Here is a 24073-nt window from a genome sequence, read left to right on the forward strand (position 1 = left end):
GCTACCCCCCTTCGGGCTGGTCCAGGGTAAAATAGACGGTTGCCCCCTTGCCCACCTCGCCCTCGGCCCAGACGCGGCCTCCGTGGCGCTGGACGATCCGCATGACCGTGGCGAGCCCGATGCCGGTCCCCTCGAACTCCTCGGTCCGATGGAGCCGCTGGAACGGCCGGAACAGCTTGTCCACGTAGCGCATGTCGAAACCGGCGCCGTCGTCGCTGACGAAGACGGCCCGGATGCCGTCGACGTCGGCCGTGCCGACCCGGATATGGGCCTCCTCGTTTTTCGCCGTATACTTCCAGGCATTGTCCACAAGGTTGGCAAGGGCCACGCGCAGAAGCGTCGGGTCCCCCTCCGCCGTGATACCGTCGTCGATCTCGAAGGAAACCCGCCGCTCCGGCCAGCTCTCCTGGTGCTCCCGCACCAGTTCCCGCGCTATCCGGCTCAGGTTGACCCGCTCCCGCCGCATGACCTCGCGGGAAACGCGCGACAGCTCCAGCAGGTCGTCGATGAGCTGGCCCATGCGCCGGGCCGCGCTCCTGATCCGCTCCAGATAGCCCTTGCCCGTTTCCGGGAGGACGTCGCCGCACTCCTCCATCAGCGCCAGGCCGAATCCGTTTATGTGGCGCAGGGGCGCCCGAAGATCGTGGGATACCGAGTAGCTGAACGATTCCAGCTCACGATTGGCGGCCTCCAGCAGGGCCGTCCGCTCGCGCACCCGCTCCTCAAGCTCTGCGTTGAGCTGGCGAATCCGCTGTTCCGCCTGCTTGCGCTCGGTGATCTCCCGCAGCACCGCCTGCACGGCCGGTCGGCCCTGATGGGAGTAAGGGATGCCCACCACCTCCACATCAACCACGGTTCCGTCCAGGCGAACGATCTGCTGCTCGCACAGCGGCGCCGGACTCCGCTCCTGGTAGAGCAGCTTGATCCGCTCGGCAACCACCTGGCGGCTGTTGGGATGGACGAAATCTGTAATCTCCCGCCCCAGGAGCTGATCGGCGGTATCGGCACCGTACAGGCGCAGGGCCGCGGGGTTGGCGAATACGTAACGGCCATCACAGTGGATGAGGACGGCATCGGGAGCGGATTCCACCAGCTGGCGGTAGCGCTCCTCGCTTTCCACCAGCCGGTCCTGGCTCACCTGGTACTCGTCGAGCTGCTGGCGCAACTCCTCTTCGGTCATGGCCAGCTCTTCGTTGCGCTCCTTCAGCTCGCTTTCCCGCGTCTTGACCGCATCGGCCATGGAGCGGAACCCGTCCCCCAGCTCGTCTATTTCGCGGAAGCTGCGGGGCAGAGGCACAACGTCATAGCTGCCGCGGGCGATCTGACGGGCGCTGGCCATAAGCGCCGTGACCGGACGGAAGATCACCGACCTCCCCGCCAGGGCCAGCAGCGAAGCCAGCACGATGGTCGCCAGGATGGCAATCCGGAAAATCATCTCGATCTCGTTCACCGGGGCCAGGGCCGTAGCCAGGGGGACCTCGACGATGACGAGCCACCCCGTCCCCGGAATCTGCACCACGCTGCCGAGGTGGCTCTTGCCGTTCATCACGTAGGTATGGGTGCCGGCCTTGCCCGCCAGCCCCTCGCGGACGATGTCGAGCCCGCCCAGGTCGGTCTGCCGGCGGACCAGGGAGTAGTCCGGATGACCGATGACCTTGCCGCGACTGCTGACGATGATGACCGTTCCCTGGTCGTCGGGCTTCGCATGGGCGGAAATGTCGCTCAACACCCTGAGCCCGAGGGTGCCGACCACGACCCCATCCCCGGCCGGCGCGGCGAACATGACCGCCGGATCTCCGGAAATAGACGACAGGAATACCTTGGACCGGCTCAACTCCCCCTTGGTGCGCGTTTCCAGGAAAATCGGCAGCCTGGAGAAATCCATGCCGAGGTAATCGCCGGACGAACCCTTTGCATTGCGCGCAAGTGCAACGTTCACGACCCTGCCGGTGCGGTCGAGCAGGAAAAGCGATTCGAAGAGACCGGTGGAACTGATCTCTTCCGCAAGTTCGACAGACTGGCTGGCCTGGTCCTTATCATCCTCCAGAACCTTGCCGATGTGCTCGATGAAGTTGGACGGTTCCCGCAGGCTGCTCTCCACCTCCCGCGCGACCGCCCGCGCCAGGGTGAGGTTGCTTGCCCCCACGTGATGCAGAAGATCGCTGCGCTGGGCTGATCGCGCGATCAGTCCCACAGTGAGCACCGGCACCACCCCTACTATGAGCAGGGCCGCCAGCAGAGCCGTCTTGAAGCTTATCCGCCGGTTCACGGCACCTCCACCCGCCGGAACGCTCCCTGGCGCACGGTCATCAGGAACGGCTTCCGGTCGGTATCGCCGAAACGATCAATGGTAAACTCGCCCTGAAGACCGGGAAAGGTTCCGGTGCCGAGGATCGCCCCCTTCAGCCCCCGGGGCGCGGGATTTTTTGCCAGCCCCGCGCCGGTCACCTTGACCGCCTGGTACGCATAGACGGCCCCGAAGTCGGGAAGCTGGCCGAAACGTGTCTCGAAGGCCCGGCAGAAGGTCACATAGGGGGTGGAGTCGTCATCGCGGATGAAATTCTGGCAGTAAACGATCCCCTCCACCGCGGTCCCGCCGTGCATGAGGAGCTCGGGCGTGCTGGACCATTCGGTGGCGAAGAGGGCCGTGGAAGTGTCGAGCTTGCGGATCTGCTGGCAGAGCATGGCGGCATCAACGGCACCGGCCAGGATGAGAACCCCCTGCGGCTTCTTTGCCAGGAGCGTTCTGGCCACGGACAGGTAATCGGTCTGGCCGGACGCATCAAAGGAGACCGCCGGCGCGACGGTGCCGCCCAGCGACTCGAACTGCCGGGTGAACGCCTGCCGCCAGTCGTCGGTGTAGGAGCGGTTGGAAAGGTCGTACACCACGGCCAGCCGGGACAGCCCCAGGCTCGTGCGGGCATATTCGGCCAGCTGCCGGGTCTTCTGGGCGTTGGTGGGATAAATGCGGAGGAAGTTGTCGTCTTTGCCGCTGAGATCGCCCGTGCTGACGGTGGGGCTGATCATGACCACCGGCGAACCGTTAATGACGGGCACCGTTGCCATGGCCATGGAGCTGGTCATGGGTCCGACGATGGCGGCGACGCCGGCCGCGATCAGCTCGCGCACGGCAGTCTGGGCGCTCCCGGCCTTGCCCTCGTCGTCGCGGATCACCAGTTCCAGGCGCTTTCCGTTAATGCCGCCCGCCCGGTTGATCTCCTCCACGGCAAAGATGGTACCGTCGCGGCCGGCAACGCCCAGATCGGAATGGCGGCCACTGAGGGTGCCCAGATAGCCGATTTTCAAAGAGTCGTCGCGTCGGCATCCCGACATGGTCGAAACCATGACAGCCGCGCAGGCGAGCAACGCAACCGGACGCAGGGCGAAAAGCCGCGCGAAGGGCCGGATTACCATGGGTATCGCTCCTCGGTGATCGAATATTCTCACGTGATCATGCCCATCCGAATCGGACAGCTCCAGACCTCTTGCAAACAATGTTCCATCGTCGCACAGCTGATGCGCCGTTACCACAGGCAATCCGGAAACACTACTCCGTCGCATCATCCCCCTTGAAATTCGCTCCGACCATGATTAGGTTAAAGACCACGCGCACACCACACCCCAAAGGAGATCACCATCCCCATGAGCAAGACCGTCAAGAAATTCGAAACCGAAGTCCAGCAGCTCCTGGACCTCGTGATCCACTCCCTCTACTCCAACAAGGACATCTTCCTGCGGGAGCTCATCTCCAACGCCTCCGACGCCATCGACAAAGTCCTCTTCGAGTCCCACCAGAACGCGGCGGTCATCGAGGGCGAGCCCGAAGGGAAGATCAAGCTGATCCCCGACAAGGATGCCGGCACCCTTACCATCCGCGACAACGGGGTCGGCATGACCCTGGAGGAAGTGGAGAAGAACATCGGCACCATCGCCCATTCGGGCACCAAGGCATTCCTGGCCAACCTGAAGGAGCAGAACGTGGCCGACCACCCGGAGCTGATCGGCCAGTTCGGGGTCGGCTTCTACGCCTCGTTCATGGTGGCCGACCGGGTCACCCTCGTCACCCGCCGGGCCGGCCACGACAAGGCGGCCGGGGTCCGCTGGGAGTCCACCGGCGACGGCACCTACACCGTGGAGGAATGCGCCAAAGAGACCCGCGGCACCGAGATCACCCTCCACCTGAAAGAAGAGATGAAGGAATACCTGGACGAGTGGAAGATCCGCTCCATCGTCCGCAAGTACTCCGACTACGTCCAGTACCCCATCGTCATGGACGTGACCCGCACCGAAGTGCCCAAGGGGGTGAACGGCGAAGAGATCGAAGGGGCCGGCACCATCGAGAAGACCGAAGAGGAAACCCTCAACTCCATGAAGGCCATCTGGACCCGCTCCAAAAGCGAGGTGACCGAGGAGGAGTACGAGGAGTTCTACAAGCACGTCTCCCACGACTTTGAAAAGCCGCTGAAGACCATCCACTACTCGGCCGAGGGGACCAGCGAGTTCAAGGCCCTCCTCTACCTGCCGGCCCACAAGCCCTTCGACCTCTTCATGCCCGAGCGCAAGAAAGGGGTCCAGCTCTACGTGCGCCGGGTCTTCATCACCGACTCCTGCGAACAGCTCCTCCCCGACTACCTCCGCTTCGTCAAGGGAGTGGTGGACTCCAGCGACCTGCCCCTCAACGTCTCCCGCGAGATCCTGCAGGAGGACGTGCAGATCAAGCGCATCCAGAAGAGCCTCGTCTCCAAGATCCTCTCAACCCTCTCCGAGATGAGGGAAAAAGAGGCCGACAGCTACCTGGACTTCTACAAGGAGTTCGGCCCGGTCCTCAAGGAAGGGGTCCACTTCGACTACGCCAACCGGGACAAGCTCCAGGACCTTCTCCTGTTCGAGAGCACCGCCACCGACGCGGGTTCGTTCGTCTCCCTCAAGGAATACGTGGAGCGGATGCCCGAGGGGCAGGAAGAGATCTACTTCATCACCGGCACCAGCCGGGCGGCCCTGGAGCAGTCGCCGCACCTGGAGATCTTCCGCAAGAAGGGGTACGAAGTCCTGTTCCTGACCGATCCGGTGGACGAGTGGGTGGTGCAGGGGCTGCCGGAATACGGCGGCAAAAAGCTCAAGGCCGTTGACCGGGGCGACGTGATCCCCGCCACCGAAGAAGAGAAAAAAGAGCAGGAAGCCAAGCGGGAAGAGGCGGCCAAGCAGTACGGCGACCTCCTCTCCTTCGTAAAGGAGAAGCTGGCCGAGCGGGTGAAAGAAGTGCGGCTCTCCAACCGCCTCACCGACAGCGCCTGCTGCCTGGTGGCCGACGAGCACGGCCTCAACGCCAACATGGAGCGGATTCTCCGGGCCATGAACCAGACCGTGCCCGAGTCCAAGCGAATCCTGGAGCTGAACCCGGACCACCCCATCATGCAGGTCATGGCCACCCTCTTCGGCAAGGACAAGACCAACCCGCGCCTGGCCGACTACTGCGACCTCCTCTACGACCAGGCCCTGCTCACCGAGGGATCGCCCATCGCCGACCCGCTCCGGTTCACCCGCCTCGTTGCCGAGCTGATGGTGGCGGACGGCAAGGCCGCCGCGGGAGAATAGGCCGGCAGGCCCCCCTTCCCCGCGCAGTACTCAGCACCAATCCATTCCAGATTCCCGCCATGGGGAGCCGAAGCATCGGCTCCCCTTTTTTCGTTTCTATAACCGTTGATCGCCGCGTTTTATCGGGATTTTCCTGACTTGACAGGGTGGGTGCGCGCTGAGATAGTTTCGGTGCGGGTGTTCATTAACTACTATGAAGTAAAAAGTAACACGTATTGCGGGAGGTGTTCGGAGTTTTTCCTGGGGCCGAAGGGGAAGGTAATTAAGTTGATGTTCCCGGAATTTTCCGGGAATTTTCCGGGCTTCCTTCAGACCCCTCCTCGCGGAGGCGCCCTTGCCGTCGGCTAGTACTTTGGTACCCTGTCTCGCGACAGTGCTGGATTCTACGTACAGGGGACTTGCACCCCATTAGTTCACGCCCATGCCGGGCGTACACCAGCCGGTTGCACACCGTCCGGGGCTGAGAGACGCCCCGAAGCGGGTGAACCGGGCACCCCGTTATCCAAAGAGAAGGGAGAAAGGTCATGTTGTTTCGTGAAAAAAAGTCGGCGTTAGTTCGTTTATCCGACTGCATCAAACTCGGTATCGGTAACTGTTTTGATACAACAAATGAAATTATCGCCCTCCACGAACGGTACGAAGCAACTTTTCAAAAAACGAGAGCGATAGCGAAAGATATTCTGGAGGACAAAATAGCGGCTGAAGAGGGAGAAAGACAACTACTTGAATTGAATAAGAATGTTCCCGAGGAAGATGCAAGGCGTGGTGTGTATCTTCAGGGGCGTCTGCATTCTGAGAGCCTCTCCGTTCTCCTAAACTGCTGCTTTGCATTGGAGTCGTACGTAAATTCTGTAGCGCGCCCGGTACCCTGGACACAAGATAAGAGTCACGCAGCCTTCTTGAGTTGATACTCCTCGAAAGCCTGTCGTGGGCTTCTGAACCCGAGCTTTTCAACCAGCCACAGCCGGTTGTAACGATCCATGAAGTCAGCTACTGCCATCCTTACTTCTTCGATTGTGCGGTAATGGCGGCCATAGATGACCTGCTCTTTGATAGTCCGATTAAACCGTTCCGTCACCCCGTTGGTCTGCGGTTCGGCAACAAATGAGAAACTTGGGGCAATTCCCCAGAACTTGATCTGATTCTGGAAATGCTCTGAGAGGTATTGGCTGCCGTGATCCATCCTCAGTGCCAACCCTCGAGCAGCAGCGGCACCGACCGAGCCGAAACGGGCCTTGATTCCCATGGCGAGCGGCTGCAATGCGGCAAACCGGTCGCCATTCTTGGTCACATGCCAACCGACGCACTCGGCATTCCAATGCTCGACGGCGGTAAACAACCAGCACCACCCTTCTTCCAGGGTGAAGATCTTGGTGCCATCGGTACCCCACATGACGTTGGGGGCCGCCGTGATGATCTTGCCGGCGTGGTCCTTGGGCTGTCCCTGAACAACCCGGTGAGGGGAGAGCAGATTGTTCTCCCGCATGAGACGCAACACTCGTTTGCGGCCGACTTTTATCCCTTTGACGAAGCGTAGTCGTCCCCAGACCTTACGGTGCCCTTCGCCGACAAAGGGGGATGTCTCCAGGTCGGTCCGGATGAGAGAAAGTACCTCGTCGTCAGAGAGCGGTGTTTTTGGACCACGCTTGAGCAGTACAGCAGGCAATGTTTTTCTGCCTGCACGGCTATAGAACGACGAGCGGGGCACTCCCCAGGCAAGGCAGACGCGCTGAACGCCATAGGCTTTACCGGTGGCAGGGGAGATCGTAGCACTCATTTCTTCGATCTCCTCTGGGCCAAAGGGTGGGCACGCCTCGCTTTCTCCCGCAGTAGCTCGTTTTCCATGGTGATCTCACCGATGCGCTTGAAGGCTGCATCGAGTTCCGCTGCCAACGGATCACCTTCACGAGCCTTGAGAGCAGATTCTATCCCCTGGAGTGCTTTCTGATGCCACTCTTCCAGGCGATAGATTTCGATGCCCAACTCACGGGACAAGGCATCGATTGGTTCACCGCGCATCAACCGCAGGACAACCTCCTTTTTGCGGTTGGCGCTCCAACGTTTGACTTCCGGTGCTGCTCCAGTCGAGCTACGCTCTCCTTCCGCCGCACCGGAGACACTGACATCCTTTTCCATTGACGACCTCCTTGAACACCTAGATTTACCTCATTTTCGTGTCCAAGAAAACCGGGGCCGCCATATCGTACGTAAATTCTTTGGGGTTTCATCTACTGCAAGAAAAGGATTTCCTTGGTCTATTCCACGCAGGGCATGAATCAACTACTGAAGTGCTTATTGCTGCCATTGAGAAGATGAGCACTCTCACAAAATGGGAGACACTGGGAAAACTTAAAAAAGGCAAAGGATTTAACAAGTCAACAAGTCCTTTTCAAGACCTGAAAATTCTTTTCAATTACCGAAATGACATTGCCCATGACAAAGTAGTTGATTACTCAGAAGACAGAGAAAACAAGAGGTACAACAACAAACTTCCTGACCCCGTAACCGGGTTTCTATCACTGAACCACGTAGTTTTCGCAGCAGATACATACTGGGGAATGATTTCTGAAATCCATAGCATACTTGATACTGACATGACTGCATTCCATAAACATTACAACCTTAAACCTTGGTTTAACGACAATTTTGAACAAGAAGCAAGAGGTGCCAGTAACGCGTATCTTAAAGTTACTGAGCAGGAAGGATAACACTTGGCTGGACCAGTCTACGATATTTGGGGTTTCGGTGACTTACTTGTAGAGAAGGAGGGAATGCTATGCCGTACAGGAAATTATTATTAATAGGGTTATGTCTCGTTTTGCTGTGTGGTTGTAGGCACGGCAGTGCTTCTGTACCTAAAGAGGACAGTAACGATTTGGATGTTCACGGAGCAGATGTTAATGGGCTTGATGACCCGCTAGAAAGTAAAGTTGAAATTACAACTGGCAGTAAAGGACTAATGTTCTCTCTTAGGGGCGGGCAATTTTACCGTGGCTACTTTGACAAAAAATCAAAAATACCTACATACCAACTATACGTTAGATTCCATAGCAATCAATGGATGAATTGGGACACTGCGAAGTATCTCACCTTAGACGGATTGAAAGAGTCGCCTGTTATACGAGTCGGGACAGATGTTAAGTGCAGTCAATATAGCTGTGGGCATTATGAAGACGTAATTTTAAAACTTGACCGATCAACACTTGATAAATGGAAAACAACAAATACAACTGTTAGGTTTTCTTCTTCTACTGTAACTGGTAGTAGTGATATTGAACTTGATAGTGAAGACACCACAAATTTCATTAATGCAATGGATGCTGTTGAGGCTTATTATTCTAGATCAATTTCAAAATGAGGTCGCATGCCTAACCCTTATTAGGCCCCCGTCCGTCAAGGGCAAAAAAGAGCCCTGACGATTTTGAATCGCTTTTTAAATGAATCGGATCAGGACGAGAAAAAGGGGACAGGCTACTTTTTGAGGGAACAGGATGCCACGGATAGCAAGAGGACATAGTGACGGTCTGATTTACCACGTCCTTAACCGTGGTAACGGCAGACAGAACGTCTTTCATAAAGACGGCGATTTCAAGGCCTTCGTTGAACTAATGGCGACAGCACAAGAGACGTATGGTGTTGGCATTCTTGCTTATTGCCTGATGACCAATCATTTTCACCTTCTCCTCCAACCGTCAAGGGCAGACGATTTGAGCAAATGGATGCAATGGCTCATGACGAGCCACGTCCGCCGCTACCATCGTCATTACGGCACGAGTGGTCACGTCTGGCAAGGTCGGTACAAGAGTTTCATAGTTCAGGATGATGATCACTTGCTGACCGTAGTCCGCTATATCGAGGCCAATCCTGTTAGAGCGACAATGACCGCCAGCGCCAAGGACTGGCAGTGGTCTTCACACCCAGAACGGGTAGCAGGAACTAATCGAAGAATACTTGCCGCCCTGCCCAACACATTACCAGCAAATTGGACACAGTATGTTGATACCGCAATGACCAGCAGCGAAATTGAAAGACTCCGCCGGAGCGTCAACAGACAAGCACCATACGGAAACGATCTGTGGGCAGATATGATATGTAAGGAGTTGGGATTAGAGTCAACAAGACGGGAAAGAGGCAGACCAAAAATTGATCGAAAAAAGTAGCCTGTCCCCTTTTTATGTCCCATGTAAAGGGCATGACCCAAGACAAATTCGATTCCTTCCTTACGGCAGAGATCGGCAAGCCAGTACCAGGCAAACATGCATTCCACGCCGACCACCAAACCATCACGGAAAGGCGCGACTGCTTTGAGAAAGGCCTCCGGCGAACTTGAGATGTTGCGGTGCAGGAGCACCTCGCCCTGTGCATCCAGGATACAGAGGAACATTTTCTTCGCATGAAGATCGATTCCGCAGTAGTGTTTGTGAGTTTTTGTGTAAAATCTCATGGGTAAGGCCTCCTTTGGAGAATGGGTTCTCGCAAAGTCCAGCATACGGCAAAAATCCGTATGCCCAAGGGGGGCCTTACATAGTATCCAGCGCCAAGACCGGCCAAGAACCAGCCGGTCAGGCTTATGGCGTTGGTCGCAATAGGAAAAAGAGATGAAAGTCGATCAAAAAATAATAGACCAAATAGTTGAACTCAAATCGCGCCAGTTGAAGCGAACAGGAAGGGTGGATCAAGTACACAAGCGACTAATTCCGGTCTCTGAGGCATATAAACTTCTTGCCAGCAGAGATATCTCCAATCGTCAAGTACGAACAGAGCTGTTGAGATACATTCCGGTCAGCCTTGTCGCCTGTATTGAAGGATATTTTACCCTTGCAATTAAAGACATAGTGGATGGCGGTCCTCCGTTTTCAAATAATGTAAACAAATTTAAAGATTTAACTTTTAAGCTGGAATCTGTCCTTGCCCTTCACGAAAAGAACGTGACATTGGGTGATATCGTCGCAGGAATACTGCCGCTCAGCAATCCGAGTGCAATATATTCATGCATGGAAACCATTTTGGGGGAATCGTTTACCGAAATGGTTAAGCACCATGAATTGAAATGCCCGCATTGTGATGAAAAATCCCCTCTTCACCTAATGTTTCCGAGTTTTTTCAAGGAAATAGAGCAGATTTACAAAGTAAGGAATATTTTTTGCCATGAAATTGCTCCGTCCGAGAGCGTATCAGTAAAACAAATTGGCAAACTATTAAGTAGTGGAACACTTTTCATCTATGTTTCGGAGTCAATTATTACTGACGCGATGTTATTCATGGGGCAGCCAGACTTGACGCTGAACAATGTACTGAAGAATGTCAAAAGGAAGACAAGCCTTCCATTCCACAGATAGACGAGGAAAATTCTATTCCCAACAGCGCCGTGGACACTGACGCGGCAATAACCCTGCCGCGCAGGTCACGGCGCGACACGTTGGAAGAGAAGAAGGAGAGAAGCGTGACACAATCAGTTGATGTATTAACAGGCATTTGCGACAAATACTTCAAGGAACGGCGTAAACATACTTTGGACAGGTGGCTAACTTTCCGAGCGCTAAAGGAACGCTGCCTTTATGATCCGAAGAGAGAGCTAAAAGTATTCAGAAACATCATGATTGATGGATTCATGCGTGACCATAGCTTTAGGAGTTGGCTTCAGAAGGAGATAGAAAATGGAGTTATCAATAGAGATGATTTAATAAACTATGTGGTTTTACTTAAAAATCACAAAAGTCGTGTTTCGTGGAGAAGTGAGTTTATAACTATTTCTGTTGGTATAACTGCCTTGTTGACAACAGCGGTAAGCTTATTCAATTTACCTCAAATTATTCCTGTTATTATAGCCATTTTTACGTTTTTCGCACTATCTGAAAGAACAATGTTAAATGACACAAAATCTGCCACAGACGAGCTGCTTGCCATTCTTGAATCTGAAGCTTCTGCAAAGTGACTGCTTTAACGTTGATACGTCAATCAAACCCATAGAAACAACTGATATTAAATAACAATAACCAAAGGAGTATTTCTACATGAAGCGCACTATCACTTTAATATTATTTTGTATTTTAGCTCAGAATGTAACGATGAACTATTGTTTCGCCGATGTTCTTTCCGAAGCATATACATATTTCAAAAACAAAAATTACGATAATGCCTTACCATTACTAGAAAATCTTGTAACAGAAGGAAATCTCGACGCTTATAATTTGCTAGGAACAATGTACAAAAAAGGATATTCAGTACCACAAAATCCTAATAAAGCAATTGAGTTATATGAGTTTGCCGCAAAGAAAGGGCATGCAGGAGCACAATATAACCTAGGACTAATGTATGAATCTGGCTCCGGTATATTGCAGGATTATTCTCAAGCCATAAAATGGTATAAACTCGCAGCTATTCAAAACGATTCTGGTGCGTTAAACAATTTAGGCCATATTTATCACAATGGATTAGGTGTTAAGAAAAATATGAAAGAGGCATGCAATTATTACGGTAAAGCAGCCGCAATGGGTGACGCGTTGGGCAAATGTAATATGGCTGGATGCTATGCTCAAGGCGAAGGTGTAAAGAAAGATTATAAGAAAGCAAAAGTTCTTGCAAAAGAGGGCTATGAACAAGGTGAAGCGGCTTGTAGTGAGGTCTGGGATATTTTTGAACTAGCAAAACACTAGCATTCCAACAAGACACATGGACGCCGACCGCCCGGCAACAAATTCTGGGGACACCATACTTAATTACCTATTGACAAGCGCATTAACCATCACCAACGTGCCTCCATGGCCAGAATTGCACGCGTCATAGCAACGGGAATTCCCCATCATGTTACGCAACGGGGCAACCGAAGAATGCCAACATTCTTCAATGATGAGGATTACCGAGCATATATCGCTCTGCTCGGCGAATGGTGCCGGAAATGTGGCGTAGATATCTGGGCGTACTGCCTTATGCCGAACCACGTTCATCTTATTGCTGTCCCAGAAACCGATGACGGCTTGCGTCGCGGGATCGGCGAGGCACACCGGCGATATAGTCGCATGATCAACTTCCGTGAGAACTGGCGCGGCCATCTCTGGCAAGGGCGTTTTGCCTCGTTTCCAATGGATGAATCCTATCTTCTCGCTGCCGCTCGCTATGTAGAAATGAACCCGGTACGCGCCCGCTTGACGCCGAAAGCTGCGTTGTGGCCCTGGAGTAGTGCTCGGGCGCACCTTGACCGGATGGACGATGAACTGGTCAAGGTTGCGCCTCTATTGGAATTGGTTGGAGACTGGAGTCTGTTTCTTGCCGGAACAGGAGAAGAAGATCAGTTAAACGATATCCGAAAACACGAGCGAACCGGCAGACCTCTTGGAACAGAAGAATTTGTCGAACGTCTGGAATCGGCCCTTGAACGCCCGTTAAAGAAAGGGAAGCCGGGACCAAAAGGTAATGATAATTAAAAGTATGGTGTCCCCGGAATTCGCCCGGAATTCGCAGTTAATTTACGATAGCGAGAGGACCCCACCTGAAATGGAAGAGGAAAGAATTCTGGGGACACCATACTTAATTACCTATTGACAAGCGCATTAACCATCACCAACGTGCCTCCATGACCAGAATTGCACGCGTCATAGCAACGGGAATTCCCCATCATGTTACGCAACGGGGCAACCGAAGAATGCCAACATTCTTCAATGATGAGGATTACCGAGCATATATCGCTCTGCTCGGCGAATGGTGCCGGAAATGTGGCGTAGATAGCCCCGGCACCCAGGTTACACGTGTTAAAGATTTGAGTCGTTCCCTGAAAGGTGGCTTGCCGTGAAAAGCTTCATGATTAGATATGCCATGACGGTGTCAGCAGGCATGTTTTGCGTGTTGGGCTTGCTGATGGCCGGCGATCGGCTCTTAGAGCCTGTTACCATCAGCGTGATCGTTGTGTTGTTCGCGTGGCCGTGAGTTCCGGGGACACCATACCTAATTCAAGAGAGATGAGTATGGTGAGAGGTGGCCCCTAACCCTCATTGACAATTTACCCTCAAAAATGGATACTATGATATCCTTTAAGCAGCCAAAGATTACTATAGTATCCAGGTGACGTATGCCATCATCACAAAACAGAACGTACCTCCCTGCTACCCGCGAGGCGACGGAACTCCTCGGCAAGCTAATCCGACTGGAGCGGCGGGAGCGCAGGATGTCTGAGGCCGAGTTAGCCGGACGCGCTGGTATAGCCCGCCGGACATTGCAAAGAATCGAACGCGGCGATCCTGGGTGTGCAATCGGATTATTTTTCGAACTGGCTGTCTTAGTGGGGGTGACGTTGTTTGACTCTGACGACCGTTCCACTATTACTATGCATTTAGATCGGGTGAACGACAGGCTCGCAGTCCTGCCCAGCCGGATCAGGTCTTCGACAAAGGTTCATGATGAATTCTAATCTAACAGAGCTATATGTCTGGATCTGGCTTCCGAACGAGACAGAACCGGTTGTTGCAGGGAGACTCGCGGCGCAGGGGCGGACCTACATCTTTAACTATGGCCGCAGCTACTTGGAACGCCACAATGCCATACCTATTTACGACGCCGAGTTGCCGCTGACGTCCGGCGTCATCCCCCTCGTTGCAGGACTCACTATGCCGGGGTGCTTGCGTGACGCATCCCCCGATGCGTGGGGGCGTCGGGTAATTCTGAATAAAAGGTTTGGTAAAACAGCCTTACAGATTGACCCGGGGAGTATTGATGAACTGAGCTATCTGATCGAGTCCGGCTCAGATCGGATAGGAGCGCTCGATTTCCAACGTTCTCCAACGGAGTACATACCCAGGCTTGCTTCCGGCGCTCCCTTGGAAGAGCTGATCAAGGCCGCCGAATTGGTCGAAAAGGGAGTGCCGCTCACTCCTGAACTTGCTCAAGCGCTGCAGCATGGCACCTCTATTGGCGGGGCACGGCCGAAAGCATTGGTGCAAAGCGACAATCACAAGTTTATTGCCAAATTTTCTACTTCAACCGACCTTTACTCAGTTGTTAAAGCCGAGTTTATCGCCATGAAGCTGGCGCTTATGGCTGGTTTGCACGTGGCCCCGGTGAACCTTTTGCAAGTAGCCGGCAAGGACGTTTTAATGGTGGAGCGATTTGATCGCGTTGCTGCGCCTGCCGGTTGGCAACGGAAAGGGATCGTTTCCGCATTGACGATGCTGCAGCTGGACGAGATGATGGCACGGTATGCGAGCTATCATGATTTGGCGAATTTGGTGCGGCAACGATTCATGCGTGCCCCGTCAACGCTGAGAGAACTCTTTTCCCGCCTTGCCTTCAACATCTTAATCGGCAACACCGACGACCACGCCCGTAACCATGCTGCTTTTTGGGATGGTCGCATGCTGCAGCTTACCCCTGCTTACGACATTTGCCCGCAGTCGCGGACCGGGCGGACAGCATCGCAGGCAATGCAGATTTCAGACGGCCAAAACTCAAGCCAGATTACCACCTGCCTGAAAGCGGCTCCACACTTCCTGCTCAACGAAGCAGAGGCGGGCCTGATCATTGAAGGGCAGATCCGTTGTATTGAGGAGAACTGGCCAACGATTTGTGAAGAAGCGGACTTAAGCGAGATTGACCGCAATCTGATGTGGAGAAATCAGGTGCTTAATCCCTTTGCCTTTGAAGGGTTAGAGGGCAGTTCGCTCGAGAGGTTAGCAAAGAAGTACCGTTAAGCCAATGGAAGACAGTGGGGTCAGGAAGTTTTTGCCTTCTTGCTATGCAGGGAGGTGCCTTTTATATGATTATCAGGCTTCCAGCGCTGAGTTCCGGGGACACCATACCTAATTCAAGAGAGATGAGTATGATGTCCCCACGAATTCTGCCGCCGAGAGGAAATAATGATGAAGCTGCTTGCCCGCACTATTTTCGTGAGCTTAGCACTACTATTCGCCAGTTGCGGAGACAGGAACCATTCTTCCGAGGTCATGGTTTCTGGACACGTGACCAAACTCCAATTCAACACGGCCCCTTCGGGGGCACAGGGCAACGTGGTTGCCAAGGCAGCGTTCGCCAACGTTAGCGGGGCAGTCGTAGAGGCATTTTGGGTAGACGACTATGGGAACAAGAAAGAAGGTTCTCTCGGGACAGCGGTGTGCGATTCTTTCGGAACCTATCGGATGACTCTGCCAGCGGAGACCAGGAAGGCCGGCGTACTCGTTATCGGAGTCATGCTGGATGACCCGACTAGTGCTATGCGTGCCTTCGTCACAGGTCCAATTGTTGACATCGATCTAGTATCCGAGTACGTGTTCCGAGACACGATACGACCTGGACATCATCTTGGACAGGTGCCTGTCTCTGACCTTGTTGCTCACACCGAGTCTGTCCGATTCTCCATCCAAGAGATCAGCTTTGATCAAGCCGAGACCCTGTCGGATGCCCTTGTGGCAATCTACACACTCTGCAATCCGCCGCTTTTGGGCAATAGCGAGCTATCGGTCCAAGCTGTGGCTGACGCGATTACGCGCTACCTCGAGCTTCGCCCCAATTCAGCAGACACCGTGGAGGGGATCAAATGCTGGTGGATAGATTGGGGGATGTTCCAAGGATCGGACGTAACAACTCAGATAGCCTTGGAGCTTCTTGAGCAGCAGGGCGTGGTAGAGCAACTGGCAATCGGGAACCGAATCTTTTGGCGGAAGAAACGGGCATGAACCTGTCTGCCAACTTGAGGCAAGGAACAACCATTAAATAGCTGGTGTCAAGCGACAAAAACATTCCCTATGGAATTCCGGGCCTGGCGAGCGCCAGAAAAGGGTGCGCAGTGTCAACGGCTACGGAAGGCGTCAAGCAGGACGGTTTATGATAGGAGATATGTGACACCTGAGGGAACGTTGTTAGCCATACCCCACACCACACGGAGGCAGTATGCTCAAAGGGTACACCCTTCCCCGCACGCCGCGCGGCACCTCAAGTCTTGCTCCCCTGCCGCCCTGGCACTATGTCGGCAATGCGATTGCGGTTGAATTCGATGCCGCCCCCACGGCAGCCGCCGCTTTTCTGCCCGAGGGGCTCGAACTGCATTCGGGGCGCTGCGCCGCGTATTTTGTTGAATGGCAGTACGCGAGCGATACCGGCGAGGAATATCTGGACCCGATTCGCAGCCAATACCGGGAGACCATCATCCTGCTTTCGGCGAGCTTCGAGGGAGCGCCGGTCGCCTACTGCCCCTTTATCTGGGTGGATCAGGACGTGTCCCTGATGCGCGGCCTGGTGCAGGGTTGGCCGAAGCAGATCGGATCAACCTGGATCACCAGGGCGTACGATCTGCCGTCAAAGGCCGCTCCCGTGGTGGGGCCGGGCGGCAGGTTCGGGGCAACGCTGTCGGCGAAGGACCGGCGGTTGCTCGAAGCGCAGGTGACGCTGCGCGAGGTGACCGAGACCTTGCCTTCGCCCGGGTTCGCCAAGGCGGTGAACACCCGCTACTTTCCGGAGCTTGTGGCGGGGAAGCATGACAGCCCGGCCGTGCACGAGCTGGTGCAGCTGAAATCGCGCGATGTGCGGGTCTCTCCCGTCTGGAAGGGAGATGCCGCGCTGAAGATCTTCGATCACCCCTATCTGGAGCTGCCCGACCTGAAGCCGGCCTCGGTCCTGGCCGGGTATCGCTTCTCGTTCGCCCTCACCGTCGACGACCTGATTCCGCTGCGCGACCTGCGGGCAGACACCCAAGCGGCCGACGACAGGGCCACGGCGGTGGAATGATCGGGCAAACATGCCCTTGCCCTGATTCCCGCCAAGGGGAGCCGGTATTTCGGCTCCCCTTTTTCGTGCCATCACAGCCTCTGCCCGGCACTCTATCAGGATTTTCCTATCTTGACAGGGTACGTATGCGCTGGAATAGTTTCATCATGCGTTCTAATGCCATTACTCTCACTTGAGTTATCACACACCATGTCATACATGGCGACAATCCAGCTTAATCACTGATGTGATTCAAGTAGTGTATGACATATAATCTTATTAAGCCATGACTTACCCTGCAGAATAGGTAGCTATGTAAAGAGATGACTGTCTAACAAATGCATCAAAACTATAAAATAGTTGTCACAGATCACACAATGTTACCAGTTCAACTAGTGGATGAGCACAAGATCCGCACCATGCAAAACCAGCTTTGTAATTAAAAGGCGTGTACGGAAAAGATTCTTCGCGGTGGGGCATCAGTCCTAACCGAGATTTGCCGCTGATGAAATATGGGCTCGGCCCCGTATGTTCGAGGAGGTACCGTGGACTATACCCTGAAGGATCTTCTGGACATTCCCGGACTGCAGGCGCTGCTCGATTCTCTGCGGGCGCTTCATCAGCTTGCCTCCTCCGTAATCGACCCTGAAGGTACCATTCTCGCCGCTTCGGGCTGGCAGCGGCTCTGCACGGAATATCACCGGGCACACCCACCCTCCCGGCAAAAGTGCATCGAAAACGAACTCCGCGTTGGCTCCCAGGCCGGCGAGTCACTCATGCCTGTCATCCACCGCTGCCCCATGGGACTTGAGTATGCGGTCACGCCAATCGTTATCGAGGGAGAGCACCTGGCGAATATCTTTGTCGGCCAGATTTTCACCTCCTCTCCGGACGAGTCGTATTTTGTCCGCCAGGCGCGGCAGTTTGGATTCGACGAGGACGCCTACCTGGCGGAAATGCGGAATGTGCCGATCTTTGACGAGGAAACGCTTCACTCGTATCTCGCCCTTTTCCGCAGCATTGCCAACATGCTTGCGGAGCAGGGCCTGCACGTACTGCGACAGCGCGTGGCCAACGAGGAGCTCCGGAAGAGCGAAAAACGCCACCAGACCATTCTCCAGGCCGCCCTCGGCGGGCTTTGCACCATCGACATGCAGGGCCGGCTGCTCGAAGTCAACGAGGCCTATTGCCAGAAGATCGGCTACAGCCGGCAAGAACTGCTGACCATGAGCATCTTCGACCTGGAGGCAGCCGAAACGCCCACCATGACATCCGCGCACATGCGGAAGATCATGGAAGACGGGGAAGGACATTTCGAATCGCGCCATCGGTGCAAGGACGGAAGCGTTATCGACGTGGAAGTCAACGTCAGGTACTGCCCCGAAGATGGCGGCCAGTTTATCGCCTTCCTGCGCAACATTACGGAGCGCAAACGTGCTGAAGCGCTCCATAGGATGGGGCAGGATATCCTGCTCGCGCTCAACGAGAATGAAGATATGAAGGAGGCGATCCAGCGGGTTCTGGGTCTGCTGAGATCGGCTACCGGGGTCGATGCCGTTGGGATTCGCCTGCAGGACGGAGACGATTTCCCCTATTTCTACCAGGAAGGGTTCCCTCCGGACTTTCTGCAGAAAGAGGACTCCATCGTAGCAAGGAATAAGGATGGCGGGGTGTGCCGGGACTCATGCGGCAACGTCTGCCTGGAATGCACCTGCGGCATGGTGATTTCCGGCAGTACGGACCACGCCAACCCGCTCTTCACCCCGGGGGGGAGCGCCTGGACCAATGATTCGTTTCCCTACCTCGAAGTGCCGGCCGACCAGGACCCCAGGACAACTCCGCGCGACGAATGCATCCACCAGGGGTACGCATCGATCGCCCTGATCCCCATCCGGGCAAAGGGACGAATCGTCGGGCTGCTGCAGCTGAACGACCGCCGCAAGGGGCGCTTTACTCGCGAGGGGATCGAAGCCCTCGAAGACATCGCCAAGAACATCGGCGAGGCAATGCTGCGCAAGCAGGCCGAGGAGAAACTTGTTGCCAGCGAGCGCTTCCTCCGCATGCTCACCAATCAGCTGCCGGGGATGGTCGGCTACTGGGACCGGGATCTCCGCTGTCGCTTCGCGAACGATGCCTACAAGGAATGGTTCGGCAGGTCGCCGGAGCAGATCATCGGCCTCACCGTCCAGGAATTGATGGGGGAAGAGCTGTTCCGCCTGAGCGAGCCGTACATCCGGGGCGCCTTGCAGGGGGAACCCCAGAATTTCGAGCGGGAGCTGGTGAAGCCGAACGGCGAAACGGGCTACACCTGGGCCCAGTACATTCCCGACATGGTGAACGACAAAGCGATCGGCTTCTTCGTGCTTATCTCGGATGTGACCGAACTCAAACGAGCCGAGCAGGAAAAGGCTGCTCTCGAAGTCCAGCTCATGCAGGCCCAGAAAATGGAATCCGTGGGACGTCTGGCCGGGGGTGTGGCACACGACTTCAACAACATGCTGAGCGTCATCCTGGGGCATACTGAAATGGCACTCCTGCGCATGGACCCCAACCAACCGACCTATGCCTCGCTCCGCGAAATCGACAAAGCAGCCCAACGTTCTGCCGACCTTACCCGGCAACTCCTGGGCTTTGCGCGGCAGCAAACCGTTTCCCCCAAAGTGCTGAACCTGAATGAAAGCATTTCGGGGCTGCTCACTATGCTGCACAGGCTGATCGGCGAGAATATCCGCCTTCAGTGGCAGCCGGCGGCGAACCTGTGGCAGGTTCGCATGGATTCGTCGCAGATCGACCAGATCATGGCAAACCTGTGCGTTAACGCCCATGATGCCATTGCCGACGTGGGCGAGATCATCATTGAAACAGGGAACTGCACCTTCGACGAGAGGGACGGTACGATTCATCCCCATGGGGCAGTCGGTGATTACGTGAGGATCCGCGTGAGCGACAATGGTTCGGGGATGGACAAGGAGACGCGTGCCCACATCTTCGAACCGTTCTTCACCACCAAGGAAGTGGGAAAGGGAACCGGCCTGGGATTGGCGACCATCTACGGCATCGTCAAGCAAAACAACGGACTGATCGATGTTGCCAGCGAGCCGGACAAGGGAACGACCTTCTCCATCTATCTCCCCCGATTCAAAGGAAGCGAGGAGCCGGCGACGCCGAGAACGGCAACGTCCTCCTTCAACCGGGGCAATGAAACGGTCCTGCTGGTGGAGGATGAACCGGCTATCCTGGCGATGACAACGGAGATTCTGACCCAACTGGGCTACGCGGTCCTGCAGGCGCCCACCCCCACCGAGGCGTTGCGCATCGGCTGCGAGCACAAGGGGGAGATCCATTTATTGATGACGGACGTCATCATGCCCGAAATGAACGGACGGGAGCTGGCCAAGAGCCTCTCACAGTTCTATCCCCGGATCAGGTGCCTGTACATGTCGGGGTACACCTCGGACATCATTTCCCCCCACGGCGTGCTCAACGACAGCGTCCACTTCCTCCAGAAACCGTTCGACTTTACTACCCTTTCGCTAAAGCTGCGCGAGGTGCTCGACTGAGTCGGCCGCACCGGAAGCGGGTCAAAGGCATGGTCGTCAGCCACTTAACGTGGTAACTAATTATGGCAGGTAAAACGAGATGGTGCGTAACCTACCGTCAGAGATCTTGACAGAGGAGATTCCCATGAGACTGGTCGTTTCTCTCAGCCCAGCATTCATAATAGCCGCGATGTGCTTCTCGGTCTCTGTTTGCCCAGGGATCCGTGCCGAGGATTCAGCCACCTATGAATGGACGGATGACCAGGGGACGGTTACGTTTTCCGACAATCCGGCGCGCATTCCGGACAAGCAGAGGAAACGGGTCAAAAAGAGAGCGACCATCGCAGGAGAAGCGTCTCAGGCGGTGATTGAGCAGAAGACCGCCCCCGTCAAAAAGCAGCAGCCGCAGAGGGTGGAAAGCTATGGCGGTCATGGCGAAGGCTGGTGGCGACAACAATTTTCCACCATCCGGGCGGAGATAGCGCAAACCAGGGCCGACCTGGAAACCAAGCGGCAGAACCTCAAAACCCTCCATTACAAAATGACCGTAAGCAACGCCACGACCCAGGGCATATTCGGCAATCCCAGGAAAAACCGGAACAATTACCGGGCCGCGCACGATGATATCCGCGAGGGCGAAAAACAGCTCGAGGCTCTGGAGCAGAAACTCGTCGACCTGGAAAGTGAGGCGGCACGCCATGGGGTCCCGTTTGAATGGCGCAGATGATGCCGCAAGGGAATGTGTGCCCCTGCCTTCAGGGGGATGCTGTTAACGTGCTGTGTCCAGGAGTGTACGTATGTATCTGAATAAAGATAACTCCCTGACACTATCGACGAGGCTTCATCGAAATCGGGGAATTCTTCTGGTTATTGCTGGAGGTGGGGCAGGTATTCGACAATCAACTCTTCGACCATATTTGCCTGCAGGATGTCTCTTTGGCGCTTCATGGGGTCCCGATCAGGCTGTTCAGCCATCCATCGTTTGAACCTGACAAAGGCAGCCGGAGAAATAGTGTTCATCCTTGCCATGTGGCCGGTCGTGGCAATGATCATCGCGGAAAAACGCGGCCCATCGAGAAGTAAACCAGCATTCCGGGCCGGTACGGCATAGAACTCATCATCCTCGTCAGTCAGCCGCAGCGGGTGGGGATCACCGTCTTTCGGCTCCCTTCGGATGATATCGACTTCAAAACCCTTGCTGTTGACGGCCGTGTATTTCTGGTCGTCGCGGATCCTGAAGGTGGGATCTACCTTCTGTATCAGCTTCAGCATCGATGTACCCATGGTGGTCATCTGCGTGATAAAGCTCAGACGCTTCCGGGTATCCAGAAGAAGGTCAATGTCCTGGGTTGCCAATGCTGCCGCTTCTCCAAAACCAACGCCCGCGGCAGCTTCATAGGCGTAGAGGGAATGGGTGCCAATAACCGTGAAATATTCCGAAAGCCCTACTTTTACGAGCTTGTTCAGTATGTCGATGAGGATACGAGGCGCCCGGCCGACAAAGAGCGCCCGGTTCATCCGCTGTTGTCGCTCTAGTGCGCTGGTAAGATCTGCGAGCCTTTGCTCGGCTTCAGCTTTTCTGGCAGTGAAATTCCGGTAAATCTGCTCCGTCTTCTCAGAGCGAGGACCAATACTTTTTTGAGCGTTGCCGGGGGACGTCCGGATCAGGTATTCCGTTTCGCCCTGTCGCTTCCAATACATGCCTCCGCGTACTTCGGAAGCAGCTTTTCGGGCATCTTCCCAAGCCGTGAACGTTGCTTGAGCGTCGATATATTGACGTCTGGCATCTTCACCTATATCAATCCACTGATACTTTTTCCGTATTTTTTTCATATTTAGAGTTTTATACGGAAAACATCTTATATTCAAGTAGATAATTCTATTTGAACAGTAAGGCTCTTTCCCTCATACAGCCAGTCTACGTTGAAAGAAGTGCGCCCACTGCGCTGATGATCTGTTGCGCCTTGCTCACAGGTCATCGGCAGAACCGTTATCGCAGACCACCGCCACTCGGATCACTTTTCTACTTCCCGCATTTCGTCGTTGCGTCGAAGAGAGCTCCTGCTTCCTGAAGATCGGCGCACCTGACCGGATCGAAGCTCTCCCCCAATCTGTTGGTTGCCGTGTCATAGATCGACACGGAGTGAAACCTGGATTGCCGTAAATCCGCTCCCTTCAGTTTTGCATCCCTGAGTAGTGTGCCATTGAACGTTGCTCCTCGAAAATTTGCCCCTTCAAGGTCCAGGGAGCCGAGATCGGTTGCCGAAAGATCGGCAAAGGAGAAGTTTGTTCCCCTCAGCACGGCACCGCCGAGATTGGCATACTTGAGCTTCGCCCCCGAGAAATTCGCATTTGTCAGGTTTGCCTGACTGAAATTGCCCTTTTCGACGTTCACCTTGCGCATGTCGGCACCCGACAGATTTGCACCAACGAATTTCGCATGATGGATGTATGCCCCGCTGCAATGTGCCGACCTCATGTCGGCCGTATCGAATATCGCCTCATCCAGGCTTGCACCATCCATCTGCGCGCCGGTCAGGTTTGCGCCGGTGAAGTTGCACGCGCCACAGTCATCAATTGCGGCTGCACTCAGGTCAGCCCCGGTGAAGTTGGATTCGTCCAGCTTTATTCCCTTGAGATCAACCCCCTTCAAGTCTGCACTCACAAAGTCACAATGCTCGCACTCTCCAAGCGATTTGGCGCGTTCGATCACCAGGGGGTCGAATGCGTGGGCCGTAGCAATGCTCAAAAGACCGAATGCAACTGATGTCGCCAGTTTGTTGAACATTGGAAGCCTCCTTGGAAGCGGAATCAAATTCGTGTCAATTATATCATCTGCATACGGCAAGCCGGGGAATGCCTGACAACAAATAAACCGGGGTTCCCCGGCCTCTCTCAGATAGTTTCCCCCAGCCATCACTCTCAAACCCCACAGAGCCCTCAAAGTCTCCGTTCCAGATCGTCGATGCGGTCCAGCAACTCCATCACCAGGGCCACGGCATCGAAGCTGAGACGAAGGTCTCGTTTCAGGCGCAAGGCTTTCCTGGCCCTGACCACGGCGCTCCGGTCGAACAGCGGAGTTGTCCCGGTCGATTGCGGCTCGATGAGCCCGATGGCAAAGAGCCGCTTCGCTACCGAGAGATGGCACTCGCACAGCCTGCTCAGCTCATGGAGGGTAATGCCCGGCACGGAGACCAGTTCATGTTTTCTGCTGATTATGATTTCATACTGTTGAGCTGTCATAGCGGTCC

23 protein-coding genes and 2 pseudogenes are annotated in these 24073 nt (G+C 54.9%); 17 read left to right on the forward strand and 8 right to left on the reverse strand.

The genetic code is table 11. The annotated features are described in order from the left end of the window. Position 1 precedes the first annotated feature (1 nt). Both GS_RS11975 and GS_RS11980 read right to left on the reverse strand, forming a co-directional pair. A complete protein-coding gene (locus GS_RS11975) occupies positions 2 to 2269 on the reverse strand; it encodes a sensor histidine kinase (RefSeq protein ID WP_010943024.1) in 2268 nt (755 codons plus the stop codon). Then, entirely contained in the window at positions 2266 to 3414 is a 1149-nt protein-coding gene (locus GS_RS11980) for an ABC transporter substrate-binding protein (protein ID WP_010943025.1), read from the reverse strand. The genes GS_RS11975 and GS_RS11980 overlap by 4 nt, the downstream gene beginning before the upstream one ends. A gap of 228 nt (positions 3415 to 3642) precedes the next feature. Here GS_RS11980 and htpG point away from each other — a divergent pair, with 228 nt between their 5' ends. Further along, positions 3643 to 5595, forward strand: a complete 1953-nt coding sequence (gene htpG, locus GS_RS11985; protein WP_010943026.1) for a molecular chaperone HtpG — start codon at positions 3643 to 3645, stop codon at positions 5593 to 5595. Positions 5596 to 6119: 524 nt separating this feature from the next. Continuing rightward, complete coding sequence (locus GS_RS11990; protein WP_164930450.1) at positions 6120 to 6503, forward strand: hypothetical protein; 384 nt, start codon at positions 6120 to 6122, stop codon at positions 6501 to 6503. Here GS_RS11990 and GS_RS11995 read toward each other — a convergent pair. Further along, on the reverse strand, positions 6482 to 7372 hold the full coding sequence (locus tag GS_RS11995; protein WP_010941223.1) for an IS3 family transposase: 891 nt from the start codon (positions 7370 to 7372) through the stop codon (positions 6482 to 6484). The genes GS_RS11990 and GS_RS11995 overlap by 22 nt on opposite strands. Continuing rightward, complete coding sequence (locus GS_RS12000) at positions 7369 to 7731, reverse strand: IS3 family transposase ISGsu7 (RefSeq protein WP_010941222.1); 363 nt, start codon at positions 7729 to 7731, stop codon at positions 7369 to 7371. Before GS_RS12000 ends, GS_RS11995 begins: the two co-directional genes overlap by 4 nt. Before the next feature lie 38 nt (positions 7732 to 7769). On the opposite strand from GS_RS12000, the gene GS_RS12005 reads away from it, so the two are divergent. From GS_RS12005 to GS_RS12015, 3 genes are all read left to right on the forward strand, one after another. Next, complete coding sequence (locus GS_RS12005) at positions 7770 to 8303, forward strand: hypothetical protein (RefSeq protein ID WP_010943027.1); 534 nt, start codon at positions 7770 to 7772, stop codon at positions 8301 to 8303. 68 nt (positions 8304 to 8371) lie between these two features. Further along, positions 8372 to 8953 (forward strand): lipoprotein, encoded by a 582-nt coding sequence (locus GS_RS12010; protein ID WP_010943028.1) that lies wholly within the window; start codon positions 8372 to 8374, stop codon positions 8951 to 8953. A 133-nt stretch (positions 8954 to 9086) separates the two neighbouring features. Then, the gene (locus tag GS_RS12015; RefSeq protein WP_045667367.1) at positions 9087 to 9755 is read left to right on the forward strand and encodes an REP-associated tyrosine transposase; all 669 of its coding nucleotides are present in this window, start codon (positions 9087 to 9089) and stop codon (positions 9753 to 9755) included. A gap of 20 nt (positions 9756 to 9775) precedes the next feature. Here the strand turns inward: GS_RS12015 and GS_RS12020 are convergent. Next, positions 9776 to 10039 (reverse strand): annotated as a pseudogene (locus GS_RS12020) (IS110 family transposase); the annotation flags it as partial. A 154-nt stretch (positions 10040 to 10193) separates the two neighbouring features. On the opposite strand from GS_RS12020, the gene GS_RS12025 reads away from it, so the two are divergent. The 12 genes and pseudogenes from GS_RS12025 (at position 10194) to GS_RS12080 (ending at position 21549) form a co-directional block, all read left to right on the forward strand. Further along, positions 10194 to 10934, forward strand: coding sequence for a hypothetical protein (locus tag GS_RS12025; protein WP_010943029.1), 741 nt, complete (start codon positions 10194 to 10196; stop codon positions 10932 to 10934). Between the two features lie 104 nt (positions 10935 to 11038). Further along, positions 11039 to 11530 carry a hypothetical protein gene (locus tag GS_RS12030; RefSeq protein ID WP_010943030.1) on the forward strand — a complete coding sequence of 164 codons (492 nt, stop codon included), beginning with the start codon at positions 11039 to 11041 and terminating at the stop codon, positions 11528 to 11530. A 79-nt stretch (positions 11531 to 11609) separates the two neighbouring features. Beyond that, positions 11610 to 12251 (forward strand): tetratricopeptide repeat protein, encoded by a 642-nt coding sequence (locus tag GS_RS12035; protein ID WP_010943031.1) that lies wholly within the window; start codon positions 11610 to 11612, stop codon positions 12249 to 12251. Between the two features lie 105 nt (positions 12252 to 12356). Further along, positions 12357 to 13019: a transposase gene (locus tag GS_RS12040; protein ID WP_010943032.1), complete on the forward strand. Its 663-nt coding sequence runs from the start codon at positions 12357 to 12359 to the stop codon at positions 13017 to 13019. Positions 13020 to 13168: 149 nt separating this feature from the next. After that, positions 13169 to 13318 (forward strand): annotated as a pseudogene (locus GS_RS17800) (transposase); the annotation flags it as partial. Positions 13319 to 13380: 62 nt separating this feature from the next. Then, the gene (locus GS_RS12050; RefSeq protein WP_164930451.1) at positions 13381 to 13518 is read left to right on the forward strand and encodes a hypothetical protein; all 138 of its coding nucleotides are present in this window, start codon (positions 13381 to 13383) and stop codon (positions 13516 to 13518) included. 142 nt (positions 13519 to 13660) lie between these two features. Further along, the gene (locus tag GS_RS12055) at positions 13661 to 13999 is read left to right on the forward strand and encodes a helix-turn-helix domain-containing protein (RefSeq protein ID WP_010943034.1); all 339 of its coding nucleotides are present in this window, start codon (positions 13661 to 13663) and stop codon (positions 13997 to 13999) included. Then, the gene (locus GS_RS12060; protein ID WP_010943035.1) at positions 13989 to 15275 is read left to right on the forward strand and encodes a type II toxin-antitoxin system HipA family toxin; all 1287 of its coding nucleotides are present in this window, start codon (positions 13989 to 13991) and stop codon (positions 15273 to 15275) included. The genes GS_RS12055 and GS_RS12060 overlap by 11 nt, the downstream gene beginning before the upstream one ends. 165 nt (positions 15276 to 15440) lie before the next feature. Then, entirely contained in the window at positions 15441 to 16256 is an 816-nt protein-coding gene (locus tag GS_RS12065; protein ID WP_010943036.1) for a lipoprotein, read from the forward strand. A 214-nt stretch (positions 16257 to 16470) separates the two neighbouring features. Then, the gene (locus GS_RS12070) at positions 16471 to 17304 is read left to right on the forward strand and encodes an acetoacetate decarboxylase family protein (protein WP_010943037.1); all 834 of its coding nucleotides are present in this window, start codon (positions 16471 to 16473) and stop codon (positions 17302 to 17304) included. A 524-nt stretch (positions 17305 to 17828) separates the two neighbouring features. Continuing rightward, the gene (locus GS_RS12075) at positions 17829 to 20843 is read left to right on the forward strand and encodes a PocR ligand-binding domain-containing protein (protein ID WP_010943038.1); all 3015 of its coding nucleotides are present in this window, start codon (positions 17829 to 17831) and stop codon (positions 20841 to 20843) included. A 124-nt stretch (positions 20844 to 20967) separates the two neighbouring features. Further along, complete coding sequence (locus tag GS_RS12080; protein WP_010943039.1) at positions 20968 to 21549, forward strand: DUF4124 domain-containing protein; 582 nt, start codon at positions 20968 to 20970, stop codon at positions 21547 to 21549. Positions 21550 to 21689: 140 nt separating this feature from the next. On the opposite strand, the gene GS_RS12085 is transcribed toward GS_RS12080, so the two are convergent. The 3 genes from GS_RS12085 to GS_RS12095 form a co-directional block, all read right to left on the reverse strand. Beyond that, positions 21690 to 22655 (reverse strand): GSU2403 family nucleotidyltransferase fold protein, encoded by a 966-nt coding sequence (locus tag GS_RS12085; protein WP_235044889.1) that lies wholly within the window; start codon positions 22653 to 22655, stop codon positions 21690 to 21692. A gap of 190 nt (positions 22656 to 22845) precedes the next feature. Continuing rightward, positions 22846 to 23610 carry a pentapeptide repeat-containing protein gene (locus tag GS_RS12090; protein ID WP_010943041.1) on the reverse strand — a complete coding sequence of 255 codons (765 nt, stop codon included), beginning with the start codon at positions 23608 to 23610 and terminating at the stop codon, positions 22846 to 22848. Between the two features lie 152 nt (positions 23611 to 23762). Further along, complete coding sequence (locus GS_RS12095) at positions 23763 to 24065, reverse strand: chaperone modulator CbpM (protein ID WP_010943042.1); 303 nt, start codon at positions 24063 to 24065, stop codon at positions 23763 to 23765. Positions 24066 to 24073: the final 8 nt, after the last annotated feature.

Origin of the sequence: Geobacter sulfurreducens PCA (genome assembly GCF_000007985.2) — a bacterium.
GTDB lineage: Bacteria > Desulfobacterota > Desulfuromonadia > Geobacterales > Geobacteraceae > Geobacter > Geobacter sulfurreducens.